At 53.3% G+C, this 13,126-nt stretch carries 13 protein-coding genes, 3 tRNA genes and 2 pseudogenes; 8 read left to right on the top strand and 10 right to left on the bottom strand.

Annotated features, from left to right (window positions below):
• Positions 1-59: 59 nt before the first annotated feature.
• On the bottom strand, positions 60-311 hold the full coding sequence (locus D9A02_RS04805) for a DUF6552 family protein (RefSeq protein ID WP_120499824.1): 252 nt from the start codon (positions 309-311) through the stop codon (positions 60-62).
• On the bottom strand, positions 301-1,005 hold the full coding sequence (locus tag D9A02_RS04810; protein WP_120499825.1) for an SDR family oxidoreductase: 705 nt from the start codon (positions 1,003-1,005) through the stop codon (positions 301-303). Before D9A02_RS04810 ends, D9A02_RS04805 begins: the two co-directional genes overlap by 11 nt.
• A 97-nt stretch (positions 1,006-1,102) precedes the next feature.
• Here D9A02_RS04810 and D9A02_RS04815 point away from each other — a divergent pair, with 97 nt between their 5' ends.
• Positions 1,103-1,984: a LysR substrate-binding domain-containing protein gene (locus tag D9A02_RS04815; protein ID WP_120499826.1), complete on the top strand. Its 882-nt coding sequence runs from the start codon at positions 1,103-1,105 to the stop codon at positions 1,982-1,984.
• A 1-nt stretch (position 1,985) separates the two neighbouring features.
• Here the strand turns inward: D9A02_RS04815 and D9A02_RS04820 are convergent, their stop codons facing one another.
• Entirely contained in the window at positions 1,986-2,447 is a 462-nt protein-coding gene (locus D9A02_RS04820; protein ID WP_120499827.1) for a disulfide bond formation protein B, read from the bottom strand.
• Complete coding sequence (locus tag D9A02_RS04825) at positions 2,444-3,022, bottom strand: YqaA family protein (RefSeq protein ID WP_120499828.1); 579 nt, start codon at positions 3,020-3,022, stop codon at positions 2,444-2,446. The genes D9A02_RS04820 and D9A02_RS04825 overlap by 4 nt, the downstream gene beginning before the upstream one ends.
• Before the next feature lie 188 nt (positions 3,023-3,210).
• Between D9A02_RS04825 and D9A02_RS04830 the strand changes: the two genes are divergently transcribed.
• Positions 3,211-3,294, top strand: a tRNA-Leu gene (locus D9A02_RS04830).
• A 269-nt stretch (positions 3,295-3,563) separates the two neighbouring features.
• Positions 3,564-3,680 (top strand): annotated as a pseudogene (locus D9A02_RS19400) (IS66 family insertion sequence element accessory protein TnpB); the annotation flags it as partial.
• A gap of 180 nt (positions 3,681-3,860) precedes the next feature.
• Here the strand turns inward: D9A02_RS19400 and D9A02_RS04845 are convergent.
• Together D9A02_RS04845 and D9A02_RS04850 are read right to left on the bottom strand one after the other, a co-directional pair.
• On the bottom strand, positions 3,861-4,748 hold the full coding sequence (locus D9A02_RS04845; protein WP_120499830.1) for an FkbM family methyltransferase: 888 nt from the start codon (positions 4,746-4,748) through the stop codon (positions 3,861-3,863).
• A 158-nt stretch (positions 4,749-4,906) separates the two neighbouring features.
• Positions 4,907-6,481 carry an arylsulfatase gene (locus D9A02_RS04850; RefSeq protein WP_120499831.1) on the bottom strand — a complete coding sequence of 525 codons (1,575 nt, stop codon included), beginning with the start codon at positions 6,479-6,481 and terminating at the stop codon, positions 4,907-4,909.
• Positions 6,482-6,631: 150 nt separating this feature from the next.
• Between D9A02_RS04850 and D9A02_RS04855 the strand changes: the two genes are divergently transcribed.
• The gene (locus D9A02_RS04855) at positions 6,632-7,543 is read left to right on the top strand and encodes a LysR family transcriptional regulator (RefSeq protein WP_120499832.1); all 912 of its coding nucleotides are present in this window, start codon (positions 6,632-6,634) and stop codon (positions 7,541-7,543) included.
• 251 nt (positions 7,544-7,794) lie between these two features.
• Here the strand turns inward: D9A02_RS04855 and D9A02_RS04860 are convergent.
• Positions 7,795-7,880, bottom strand: a tRNA-Leu gene (locus D9A02_RS04860).
• 208 nt (positions 7,881-8,088) lie between these two features.
• On the opposite strand from D9A02_RS04860, the pseudogene lipB reads away from it, so the two are divergent.
• Positions 8,089-8,760, top strand: a pseudogene (gene lipB, locus D9A02_RS04865) (lipoyl(octanoyl) transferase LipB); the annotation flags it as partial.
• 34 nt (positions 8,761-8,794) lie between these two features.
• Here the strand turns inward: lipB and D9A02_RS04870 are convergent.
• A complete protein-coding gene (locus D9A02_RS04870; protein ID WP_120499834.1) occupies positions 8,795-9,442 on the bottom strand; it encodes a GntR family transcriptional regulator in 648 nt (215 codons plus the stop codon).
• Positions 9,443-9,473: 31 nt separating this feature from the next.
• A complete protein-coding gene (locus tag D9A02_RS04875; RefSeq protein ID WP_120499835.1) occupies positions 9,474-10,166 on the bottom strand; it encodes a M48 family metallopeptidase in 693 nt (230 codons plus the stop codon).
• A gap of 111 nt (positions 10,167-10,277) precedes the next feature.
• On the opposite strand from D9A02_RS04875, the gene D9A02_RS04880 reads away from it, so the two are divergent.
• Positions 10,278-10,604 carry a TIGR02300 family protein gene (locus D9A02_RS04880; RefSeq protein WP_120499836.1) on the top strand — a complete coding sequence of 109 codons (327 nt, stop codon included), beginning with the start codon at positions 10,278-10,280 and terminating at the stop codon, positions 10,602-10,604.
• 84 nt (positions 10,605-10,688) lie between these two features.
• A tRNA-Ala gene (locus D9A02_RS04885) sits at positions 10,689-10,764 on the top strand.
• Positions 10,765-10,981: 217 nt separating this feature from the next.
• Here the strand turns inward: D9A02_RS04885 and gcvA are convergent.
• Positions 10,982-11,908, bottom strand: coding sequence for a transcriptional regulator GcvA (gene gcvA, locus D9A02_RS04890; RefSeq protein WP_120499837.1), 927 nt, complete (start codon positions 11,906-11,908; stop codon positions 10,982-10,984).
• 133 nt (positions 11,909-12,041) lie between these two features.
• On the opposite strand from gcvA, the gene D9A02_RS04895 reads away from it, so the two are divergent.
• Complete coding sequence (locus D9A02_RS04895) at positions 12,042-12,902, top strand: DMT family transporter (RefSeq protein ID WP_120499838.1); 861 nt, start codon at positions 12,042-12,044, stop codon at positions 12,900-12,902.
• Positions 12,903-13,126: the final 224 nt, after the last annotated feature.

A 13,126-nucleotide genomic window follows, 5' to 3' on the forward strand; every position in this document is an offset into this window, starting at 1 on the left:
GCAGTATAACCGGCTTTGGTTTTACCGCCACTGATTTAGCTGAACCTTGGGGTGTTGGGTTAGCTGCCTGCCATGCCCGCCAACATGGCAAAGAGCGCAACGATGTGGATGAGCATGATGGCGCGATCGTTCCACAAGATGCCAACCGTGCCCCAGCCTAGAACACCGATCAGGAATAGATAGAGGTTCCACGGTGTCCAGCCAAAGGCGGTGGCGGTGTAGCCCATGATCTGGATAACAGAGGCAAGCCATTTAATGATGAAAGCGATGCGCTCGGAACGGTCGGGGGGGAGGATTTGATCAGACTGCATTGGTCAACCCCCCGTCAACGCGCAGGTTCTGGCCTGTCATGTATGTGCTGCCGGATGACGCCAGATAACCGATTAGCGAGGAGACCTCGGCCACGGTGCCATACCGCCCCATGGGAATGCGGGCTTTGCGGTCATCTGTTTCGGGCAGGCTGTCGATGAAGCCGGGCAAGACATTGTTCATGCGAATCCCCTGGGTGGCATAACGATCAGCGTAGAGTTTGGAGAAGGCGGCGAGGCTGGCACGGAAGACGCCGGAGGTGGGAAACAGTGGATCGGGCTCAAACGCGGCAAAGGTCGAGATGTTGATGATTGATCCACTGCCTTGCCCTTGCATGATTGGTGTGACCAAACGGGTGGGGCGGATGACGTTCATCAGATAGTAGTCCATTCCCAGATGCCAGTCGTCATCCGAGATATCGAGCACGTCCCCCTTGGGGCCATGACCGGCGGAATTGACTAGTACATCAACGCGCCCCCAACGGGATTTTGCGCCCTCGACCAGTGTGGCCAGATCACCAGGGATAAGGTTGGAGCCGGTGACACCAAAACCACCCAGTTCATTGCCCAGGGCCTCGCCCTTGCCGGAGGAGGACAGGATGCCAACCCGAAAACCATCGGCGGCCAGGCGCCGGGCTGCGGCGGCGCCAAGACCACTGCCACCTGCAGTGATGAGTGCTACTTTTTCTACTGACATGCTGTATTCCTTTCTCTGTTGTGTTTAATTTATCTGTCTCAAAATAGAATTGCGCGACAGAATTGATTTGTTCTGACAGTAGAATTACTATCGCATTATGGATCAACTCCCTCCTCTCAATGGGCTGCGCGCGTTCGAGGCGTCAGGCCAGTATCTGAGCTTTCGTGCCGCGGCTGATGCGCTGGGCGTGACGCAAGGCGCTGTGGCCCAGCAGGTGCGCGCCTTGGAGGCCCATCTGGGCATGCCCTTGTTTGAACGGTTACCCAAGGGTTTGGCATTTACGCTGGCTGGGCGTGGGTATCATGCGCGGGTTCAAGTCGCGTTTGAGGAACTGCGCGAGGCGACCAAAACCCTACGCCCGCAGCCGGGGAAGGTTCTGATCAGCGTGACGCCAACCTTTGCGGCGAAATGGCTGATCCCCAATCTTGCGGCGTTTTCGCAGGCACATCCCGATATCGATCTGCGGGTTCTGGCCACGGAACGGGTCTCTAGCTTTCACAGTGATGGTATCAATCTGGCGGTGCGGCAGGGGCAACCCCCCTTTGGCTCTGGGGTTGAGGCCTCTCATCTGTTCCCGCAGGAAATCATTGCCATTGCCGCGCCGCCCGTGATGGCGGGGAGATCACTGCCTTTAGCGCCGGATGAGTTGGCGGAGATGCCCAAACTGCATGATGCGCACGATCTTTGGCCAGAATATTTGGCGCGGTTTGGATTTCACAACCGCAGTGACAGCGGGGTACGGTTAAGCCAAACTTCATTGGCGATAGACGCTGCACTTGCGGGGCAGGGCGTTGCTCTTGTTGGTCGTTTTCTTGTCGCGCGCGATATTGAGGAGGGGCGGTTGGTGCAGATCCGGCCCGAGGTGCTAGTGGGGCAGAATGATTTCTATCTTCTGGCTGAAAAACCCGCAAAGCGTAGCAAAGCCTCTGATGCGGTGCATCAATGGCTTTTGTCGATTGCAGAGAAACAGATTGACTGAGTTAGCCTTTGCGCGCGGCCTGCACCCAGATGCCGGCCAGAAGCAGGGATAGGATCATGTTCCAGCTGGCCATGGACAGGGTGAACAGCTCCCATGGGACTTCGTCGCAACGAATGACAGGCGCGGCCATGATCTGATCAAACAGGTCATCCGCTGACATGCCTGATGCGCCAGAAGATGTGCATGTGGCGGGTCCTTCCCACCAGCCGCGCTCCACACCAGTGTGGTAGCCACCAACTGCGGCCGTGGATAGTGCGGCCAGCGCGCCGAACCAGCACAAGATACGTGCGGGCAGGGCAAGGGCCAATGCGCCGATGACAACCGCAGCGGCGTGAGGCCAGCGTTGCCATAGGCACAGCTTGCACGGGGCCATGCCGCCAATGTGTTGAAAGCCAAAGGCCATTGCGAGGGTCAGGGCCGAGCCTGCCGCAGCCAGCAAGATAAATGTGCGTTGAGCTGTCATAGGTGTTTCACCAGATAGAACCCACCAACAAGCAGGATGATGAAGAGGGTGAACATCAACCCAAGGCGTTTTTCGATGAAGTTACGGATGGGCTCACCAAATTTCCATAGCAGACCCGCGACCAAAAAGAAGCGGATGCCGCGCGCCAGAATGGATGTTGCTATAAACGTCATCAGCGGCATGCCAGTCCAACCTGACATGATGGTGATCACCTTGTAGGGGAAAGGGGTGACGCCTGCGGTCAGGACCGCCCAAAACCCGAAGTCGTTAAATTTGGTGCTGAACTCGGCCATGGAATCTGCTTTTCCCATGGATTCCAGAATCGGCTGGCCGATTTGTTCAAAGGCAAAGGCGCCGATGGCATAGCCGAGCATGCCGCCCAGCACAGAAGAGACCAAAGCAACCAACGCGATCAGCCAGGCCCGGTTGGGGCGTGCCAGGATCATCGGGATCATCAAAATGTCAGGCGGTATTGGGAAAAATGAGCTCTCGACAAAGGACACACCTGCCAACACCCATAGGGCGCGCGGATGGTCGGCCATTCTGATTGTCCAGTCGTAAAGGCCTTTGAGCATGCGCCTGATCCATTTAGTTTTATTGCTTGCCACAGATCACGGGCCAAAGCGCGGGTCAAGAGTGATGGATCGAACATGATGTCGCGGCTCGCGTATTCAACGGCCCGCGAAAATTTCGTAAATTATCAAGCAAGGAGCAATTGTAGGGCTGGACCTCGGGTTTCAGCTTCGCTAGAGAAGGCTTCAGTGCCCAAGTGGCGGAATGGTAGACGCAGGGGATTCAAAATCCCCCGCCGCGAGGCGTGCCGGTTCGAGTCCGGCCTTGGGTACCAATTTTTTCCGCAATGAAAACAGTTGATTGCAATGCGTTCCGTGTTGGCGTCTCTGTCTTGACGTGTGGTGATCTCCCGCGACTCCCATATTCTCGTTCCGCTCTATTCTTGGCGTTTTCGAGCGGCTTTCGAGAGCGTTTTCCGGCTGGCGAGTCGGCGATTGTTTCAAGAGATTGATTGGTTATCGCACTTTTAGATGGTCGCCGTGTTCTGATCGAAGGCTCAACATCGCTTCTAGCCGTTGTTGGTTTGGCGCAGGGATTGTCGATTTGATCCCCGTTCCTAGCAACACACGTGTTTGGCTTGCTGTTGGCGTGACGGACATGCGGCGCGGGTTCGATACACTGGCTGCACAAGCCGAGAAAGTTCTGGCCGAAGGTCCGTTCTGGCCATTTGTTTGTCTTCTCGCCAGGGCTCTCGTTGTCTTTCTCATCGTCCACTCCTCAGTGTCTACGATGAGCAACAAACACTCTCTTAACAAATGCCCTTATTTGGACCTATAAGCGCTGACGTCAGACACTCCGCGATGAGCTGATCTGGGGTGTGATAACCCTGTCTGAACTCAGTCAATTGCCACTGAACTCACGTAAAGCAGATAGAAATCGCTCTCGTTCCACAACAACATCGTCTTCCTTGAAGAACTTTTCGTTCAGAAAAATAATATTGTATTGCTTTGGATGGTATTCGCAGTCCTTTAGGAAGGGGAAAAATCCAAGCTTCGAAAATTGCGGAATTATTTTGTCGATAGTTACTTGCCCCTCAAACAGGCTTTCTTTTTCCACCTCGGCAAACACCATTAAGCATTCTGGTAGTTTATTTATTGCACCATCCAGAACCATACTTAACGCACCTTCAACATCAATCCAAAGGCTTGGCCGTTCCTTTTTCAGTTCGGGGATTTCATCACGTGCGCGTAAATCATCAATGAGATCATCAAAAGTCACACCCTGCACTGTAACGTTTTTAGTGGCATGGTAACTTTTCTTTTTCAGTATGGAATTGGTTGTTTTCGTGTGTCCCCGTTTTCGATCCATGTCGCCATCACTTAGGATCAATTCAACAGGCCCGGTTTGATCCGTCACTGCAAGGTTTTTGTAGATAGTCCCGTTTCGTTCCACATTCGCGCGATACTTCTCAAAATTGAAGGGATTAGCCTCTATTGCTATAGCGGTTCGATCTGGACGTCCCCTGCGAAAGAGCCGCGAGGTCATCGCTCGATGCGCACCTAATTCCAAAAGAACATTACTAGGATATGCAACCAGAATGTTAAAAAAACTTGTAACGAGTTCAGCGTTCGAAAACTCTTGGAAACTGCGCCCATGTTTTTCAATAAGCGGAAGTTGAAGCTCATTCATGGTTGTTTCAAAATTGCTATACTGTTTCAAATAAACACTCCTAAACCTCTGAAAGAGTTCACCGGAGTCTTTCGGCTCCGGCTTCACCTTCGCGGCCATCGCCGTCCCCGGCTGTTACGCATTTTGGATTGTATGCAATGGTTGTGTGGGGTCAATGCCAATGCTCTATAAATATCACATTCCCGCCGATAATCACCGCGCTTCAACTTGTAGTAAATGGAGGGCGGAGCAAACCCGCCCTCCATACTTCAATTCAACTATTGAGACATGCCGCCTTCAGAAGAAATCTGTTCTTCCACATGCGCTTGATTTGTTACCTGAGACCCGCGTGGCGGGAATTCGGCAAAGGTGGAAAGATGTTTCTGAACAAGACGTGCTGCCGGCCCAAAGGCCCACATCTTATTACCCATCCAGCGAGTGTACATACCGGACTCGTCTGCAGCTTTTTCATATGGATCGCGGCGCAAATTAAACAAGAGTGGCGCGTTCAGTTCATCTTTTGGCCCGGACCACCCATGTGTCTGAACGGTGAAATGCGCTTTCCAGTCGCCGTAACGCACCGCCTGAAGGTCAGGACCTTCATAATAGATTATTTCCTTGCGGTTGCTTTCACTTTCACCAGTTAGGAAAGACAGCTGGTTATATCCATCAAGATGTACCTGATAGCCTTCATACCCTTCCAGAAGTCTTTCAGACAAGTTGTCCGGCCCCCCGGCAGCTGCAACCAGTGTCGGCATCCAGTCTAGACCGTCGAAAACACCATTGTTAACCTGACCGGAGGGGACTTTCCCCGGCCAGCGAATGATCGCTGGGACGCGAAATCCACCTTCCCACGTTGTCCCTTTTTCACCGTGGAATGGCGTGGTTCCGCCATCGGGCCAGGTCATGGTTTCCGGGCCGTTATCTGAAGTGAAGACAACAATCGTATTTTCCGAAATGCCTAGCTCCTGCAGATGAGCCATGACCTTACCTACATTATCGTCAAGCTCTTTCATCACCACATCCTGCAAGCCACGGCCATCTCCAAGCAGGGCTTCGTATTCCGGACTGAGGTGCGTCCATACATGGGCCCGAGCTGGCGCCATCCAAACGAAAAACGGTGCGTCACCTTCTACGGCACGGTCGATAAAATCGAGTGTGTGTGCTGTTACCTCATTATCAAGTGTTTTTTGCCGCTCAGGTGGGGCGGGGCCATCATCGACAATGCGTTGCTTTCCAACCAAACCCCATCTGGGGTCTACTGTTTCGTCAACTGTGTCGGTTGCATAAGCATGAATAATGTTACGAGGACCAAATACATCTCCAAACGCAGGATCCTTTGGCCAGTCGGGATCGGCCGTATATTCCATTGCATTCAGATGATAGAGCCATCCCCAGTATTCATCGAAGCCCTTAACCGTCGGTAGGAATTTGTTCATATCCCCGAGGTGATTTTTTCCAAATTGACCGGTCGTATAGCCAAGTGATTTCAATATGTTGGCCAATGTTGGGTCGTTTTCATTGAGCCCCTTTTTGGGGTCTCCGGGAAGACCAACCGTATGCATGCCGGTGCGTACAGGAAATTGCCCTGTAATAAAGGCAGACCTTCCCGCCGTGCAACTGGGCTGTGCATAGTAATCGGTCAACCGCATACCTTCAGACGCAAGTTGATCTAAATTGGGTGTCTCAATGCTTTTGACACCCTGATGATAGCTCCCCAAACTGGCCCAACCAACGTCATCGGCCATAATTACCAGAATGTTGGGTTGGTCTGTGTCGGCTGCGACTGGTATAGCCCCGACTGTGACAATGGCTGTTGTTGCCGATACCAGAATGGATCGTAACTTGAGCATGTTAACCTCTTTGAATTGTTTGCAGTGATGGAACGGAGTGCTTCGACCGCATTTACGGATAGCGGGCGCTACTCACTTGTCGCAATACCGCTTTACTAACATTTCAACTTATGGAACCTAAGGGCCTAAAATTGAAATCAAGGCTATTTAATGCTGAACGAAAATGCGCTTACGGCCTTCCTCACACTTTCCAAGACCGGTAGCTTTCAACAAGCTGCCAGCCAAATGGGTGTGTCTAATGCTTCTCTCTCTCGCTATATTGCTCAAGCAGAGGAATATACGAGGTTTCCTCTGTTTCACCGGAACCGGAATAACAGCAAGTTAACGCGAACGGGTCAGGAGTTCCTACATATAGCAATTGCCTTAAAGGCCGATTTAGACCGTTATACCGCCCAGATTGCCGACTTGCGTGAAACAGGACCTGGTACGCTTTTGATTGGCTGCGGACCGTTGACAACCAGAACGCTGATTTTACCAGCACTGCAATCCATTAGACGGGAAATCAAGGATTTGCGGTTCAAGATTTTGGTGAGCGCATACGGCAGACCTCTGGATCATCTTCAAAGCGGTCAATTTGATGTCTTTGTCGGGGATTTAACGTACACTCCGAATGCAGACGGTATTGAAATCATGGTTATGGAAAAACAGCCTGTGGTTTTCGCTGCACATGCGACGCATGAAATTCATCGCCTCGGGTCATGTTCTCTCAAGGACGTTTTTAACTACCCATTTGCATCTCCGCATCTTCACAAACATTGGAAAACAACGCTGATCAAAGCTTTGGGCGACGACGCAAGCGCTGTCGAAAAGGTGAAGGATTTGCCACAGATTGAGAGCGACGATTATGGGTTGTTGACCGAATTATTGTCAAAGCCTGATTTCATTGTCGGTGGTATGCGCACCACGTTCACAGAGCACTTTGATTTGAAGGCTGCCAAAGAAATTCCTATCGTTTCGCCCATCTCTTGGAACATCTGTGCTGCCCGTAAGACAAATAACAGCTCTGCCGCTCTAGAATTATTTTGGGACACGTTAATTGAATTGAACACGAGCTTTGAGTGAAGCTGTGTTGCCGAAATTTCGTTCCGCTCTGAATTCATCCGATGAAATAGCAATTGATGTGTTGTTTGAATGGCAACAGTAGAAAGCGGATGATCACTGTTTGCTCACTTAACGTGTGGCATGGGATTTCTTCTGCGAAGGCAATGGCAGCTAAAGCACCTCAAATAGAATCGTCACACGAAGATGTGTGACGTTTTTCAAGAACAAGTCCCTGATTTTAGGTATTTTATTTATTTTTAGGGAGTTGTATCTGGTGCGGTCGAGAAGACTCGAACTTCCACGGGTGTTACCCCACAGCGACCTCAACGCTGCGCGTCTACCATTCCGCCACGACCGCACGTGATCAGATGTCAGGCTCTATACGCAATCGTTTCACGCTTGTGAAGTGCAAAATGTGTTTATGGGCTGGGCGTGAATTTCGACTTGTTATGCAGGGGGGATAGGTGGTCTTTATGTGAGAGTGTGGAATGGGTTGCGTCGCTAATGGCATCGCTGTGCGTTGGCTTTCCCAGAGCGAAAAAACGGTTTAGAAGCCTGTCGCAGGTGCTGTCAAACGGAGCAATGAAATGGTTGAGTGGATCACCTCCAGTGGGTTGACGGATTATGACGAGGCCGTTGCATTCATGGAGGCACGCGTTGCTGCCATTTCTGCGGGTGAGGCCGCTGAGGCGATCTGGCTGGTGGAGCATCCCCCGCTCTATACGGCGGGGACTTCGGCTGACCCGATAGACTTAACCGATCCTGACCGGTTCCCGGTTTATGAAAGTAAACGAGGTGGGCAATACACCTATCACGGCCCCGGTCAGCGGGTGATTTACGTGATGCTGGATGTCGGTGCACGAGGGAAGGATGTGCGTCAATTCGTGCGCCAGCTTGAGCAATGGGTGATTGAAACTCTGGATGAGTTTAATATCACAGGGGAAATCCGCGCCGGGCGTGTCGGTGTCTGGGTGGTGCGTGATGATAAACCGCTGACCGTCATTGGGCATAGGCCCGAAGATAAGATTGCTGCCATTGGCATTCGTTTGCGCAAATGGGTCAGCTTTCATGGTATTTCTATTAATGTTGAGCCAGAGTTAACGCACTTCAGTGGCATTGTACCTTGCGGCATTACTGAACATGGGGTGACCAGCCTAGTTGATCTGGGATTGCCCGTAACCATGGCAGATCTGGATGTGGCATTGCAGCGCCGTTTCGATGAGGTGTTCGGCAGTTAGTGGATGTCCGGAGCAGATGCGGCGTGCCAGAATGTCATGCCAACAGCATTCTGAGCCCCTGCGTGACGTCCGAGCGTACGGCCAGCCGTAGACTCGGTTCATCACCGGCCTTGAGGGCACTGATAATCATAAGATGGTGTTGTGGTGGGGGCCTGCGTTTTAATCGTCCATACAGGGCACGCATGGTCGGACCCAGTTGGAGCCAGACCGTTTCGGCCATAGCCAGCATCGCCGGAGCCTGTGCACGCAGATAAAGCGTGCGGTGAAATTCGAGATTATGCCGGATATAGTTCACAGCATCCCGGCGTATTATATCCTCGTTCACACGGGCATTGATGCTTTGTAGGCGTTCGATCAGGGCGATATGCGCGCGGGGCAGGGCGCGGCTGGCCAGTTCCACTTCGATCAGGGAGCGCAGGGCGGCCAGTTCCTCGATCCGTTCATTGTTCAGCTCTGGTGTGGTGACGCGGCCTGAGCTGGAGACATTCAGCGCCCCTTCGGCGGCCAGTTTGCGCACGGCTTCTCTGGCTGGGGTCATCGAGACCCCAAATTCGGCACCGACCCCGCGGATTGTCATGGCTTTGCCCGGTGCAATTTCACCATGCATGATTCTCATGCGGAGTCCGCGATAAACACGGTCATGTGCTGGGGGGGTAGGGTCCTGGCGAGTGCTAAGCAACATGGTGTATTTGTGATCACATTTTGGCGCGACGTCAATCGCCGAACTGATACAAATGCAGGCCTGATCCGTTTTCGCGTAGCCAGCGTCTTGGGGTTTCATAGTCAGGATATAGGTTGTGCACTTCTGACCAGAATGCAGGGCTGTGGTTCATTTCTTTCAGATGCGCGACTTCATGGGCTGCTACGTAGTTCAGCACCTCTGGAGGGGCCATGTAGAGCCGCCAGGAATACATCAACCCTTTAGAGGATGAGCACGAGCCCCAGCGAGAGCGGGTGTCGCGAATGCTGATCCGGGCATAGCTGCGGTCTAACTGCTGTGCGTAATGGTCTGATGCTGCTACCAGACGGTCGCGGGCACGGGTTTTGAGCCATGCTTTGACTTTTGTGCCCACTGTGGCGTCGGGACCGGGGACAAGCAGCTGATTTTCGTACAATGCGATACGTCGCCCTTGTACAGGCGTGATTCGCACCAGTTGACCTTCGATCGGAATGTCGCAGCCAATCCTGATCTGAACAGCATCTGGGCGTACCAGTAACTGATCGCGAATCCAGCCTTCTTTCTGCTGAGCAAATTTCAGGCCTTCGCGTTCAGACACGCCACGGGGGACTGTCAGGGTCACACGACCGTCCAATCCAGAGATCCGCAGTGAAATCCGGCGCGCTTTTGCTGATTTGCGCAGTGTTATATCAACATTGGGCTTGCCCCAAAGCACGTGTTGGCTCATACGGCCTCCTGAATACCGTTGTCTGCGGCCTTAAAGCCTTTGACACCTCGCCACAGTTATGGCAGGTGGCGCAGATTGTCGACAAGACTAGAGAATTTGAAAGGGATATCCATGCCCAATGAAGAATGGGGTGTAAAACGCATCTGCCCAACAACAGGCAAGCGTTTTTATGACCTGAACAAGAACCCGATCGTCAGCCCCTACAGTGGCGAGGTCGTTGAGACTGGGAACAACAAAAACCGGTCGATCATTGCGGACGCTGAAGACAGCGAAACACAAAAGCTTAAAGCTGCCAATATGGAGGGCGAGGCCGATGTGTTGGACGATGATGATGACGTTGATGTTGATCTGGGCGATGATGTTCTGGATGACGATGATGACGAAAACGTCTCACTGGACGAGATCGCCGACGTCGCACAGGAAGACGACGATAATTAACCTGCAAAAGGCAGGATTTGCACTTGATCCTGCCTGCCGCTTTGCCTAAATAGCGGCGCACAGGCGATACCGCCTGTATGGTTTGGGGCCTTAGCTCAGCTGGGAGAGCGCTTGCATGGCATGCAAGAGGTCAGGGGTTCGATCCCCCTAGGCTCCACCAAACCCTTACTATAAATATCCACATAGTTTGACCTCTGTGGGCAGCACTTTGACCCTTATGGCCACATAGATTGTCTTTTGCTGACAGTATCGCTGACCCTATGGGGTGAATCAGCCATTCGTGATCTGCGCGGCGAAAGAGGAAAAAGAGCCCAGATTCACCGATGCTGCGGCGGCCATGAATGGCGGCTTTGCCAACCCGAGCGTGTCGATTTGGCCTACTGCGTGGCTGCATCTTCATTATCGTTGCCCTCTGCTTCGGCGAGCAGCCAATCACGGAAACTAGCGATCTTTGGCTCGTTTTGCCTGTCGAACGGGGAAAGCAGAAAATAGGCGAACACCAACGGAGTGCTGAGGTCTGCGCTGAATGGCCGGACCAGTCGACCGGATGCAAGATGGTCTGCCGCCATACGATCTCCGACAAGCGCGACACCTTCGCTGTCCAAGGCGGCCCGCACCGCCATTTCTTCTTTGGTGAAGCGTGGTCCCTTGAATGGATCAACATCAACTGCACCGGCAGCGAGAAGCCACGTGCGCCAACTTCCTTCTGCTTCCTTCCATTCGACATGCAGGAGTGTGTGGTTAACAAGATCTTCGGGGACCTGAAGCGTCGGGCCATTCAACAAAAGATAGGGACTGCACACTGGCGTTGCGCGCATCGCAAAGAGTCGGTGGCTTTGCGCGCCAGAATATCCACCTGGGCCATACCTTATTGCAACGTCGGCTTCACCATTTGAAATGTCGACCAGCCTGTCAGTCCCGTCGATGCGCACCTCAATCTCCGGGTGCTTCCTTCGAAACCTGTCCAGACGGGGCACGAGCCAAAGCGAGCCAAACCCCGGGCTGACGCTGACGGTCAGCAGGTTTTCACCCTTCCTAGCTTGCATTCTGGCCGCGCCGTCTGCGAGCCGATCAAAGCCTTCGGTCAGGAGGGGGAGCGCAGCTTCCCCAGCCTCGGTAAGTCGCAAGGCGCGTGTAAGGCGATGGAATAACGGCGCTCCTAGCCAGTCTTCAAGTGCCTTGATCTGATGACTGATGGCACCTGGCGTGACGCCAAGTTCGGCAGCGGCATGCGCAAAGCTAAGGTGCCGAGCGGCGGCTTCAAAGGCACGGAGGGCACGTAGAGGAGGGAGGGATCGGCGCATATCATAGATTAGAAAATCTCATGCCTAATGTGAAATCTTTTCTTTTGTAGGTGAGTCTGAAGATCAGTATTTCTCACATGCTGCAACGAGGGCCGCATGGTCTCACCCTTTCAATGAAAAGAGAGAAATCCGCATGACGACCCATTCACAAGCGCGTTCCGCACATGCGGTCGGTGTCCTTTTCCTTGTCGCATCTGCAATCGCCTTTAGCTCGACCGGGATTTTTACGAAAGGCGTGGAAGCAGCTGCATGGGCCGTGATTTTCTGGCGGGGCGTTTTTGCGTCCATCTCAACAACTGCATACGCTGCCTCACGGGGCAAGCTCAAAGAAGAGTTCCTCGGCATGAGATGGTCTGGCTTGGCTGTTGGCGCGGTCGGCGCGGCAGGGACAGCCGCGTTGATTCCGGCCTTCAAGCTGACGGACATTGCAAACGTCGCACTGATCTACGCGTCGGCACCGTTCCTGGCCGCTCTGCTCGCGTGGCTGGCGATTGGAGAGCGGGTCTCAAAACGCACTGCTTTAGGTGCAGCTGGGGCGCTTGCTGGTGTCCTGATCATTGTCGCGGGATCGGTCGGCAGCGTGAACCTGATCGGCGACGGGCTTGCCCTTCTCATGACGCTGGTGATGGCCACCATCATGGTGATCTACCGCGCCCGGCCAGAGACGCCCAGCGCTGGCCCATCTGTCCTGCAATCGTTGTTTCTATTTCCCTTTGCTCTGACCTTCGGCGCGCCATTTGAAACAGCCCCATTTGAGATCGCGATCCTTGCTGCATTTGGCGTGATGCACGCGATTGCGTCAGTCACGCTGGCGGAGGGCGCAAAACGCGTACCTTCTGGACAGACCGCGCTGATTGGGGCATTGGAAACCCCGCTTGCGCCACTCCTCGCGTTCCTGATCCTGACAGAGATACCATCAACACCGACGCTTTTCGGGGGGCTGGTTGTCTTCACGGCTGTCCTCATCTCACTTTGGGAGAAGCCTGCTCGGTAGACAAAGGGAAGCCGTCATTCGTTTTCATATTGGGATTGGCGGGAAAGTCCCGCCCTGTGTCCCTTCGATAGTGCCTCCTTGAACGGCTGGTTTCGGTGAGATCTGCGCCTCTGAGGCAAACTACCTGTCAAGAAAGGTCAAACAGGTGCTTCATTCAGATTTCGGGTGACGAAAAAGCAATGGGTTAGCAGATGCCCAGGGTCAAACTATCTGTCACTCCAGAC

The organism is Roseovarius sp. EL26, from assembly GCF_900327775.1.
Lineage (GTDB): Bacteria > Pseudomonadota > Alphaproteobacteria > Rhodobacterales > Rhodobacteraceae > Roseovarius.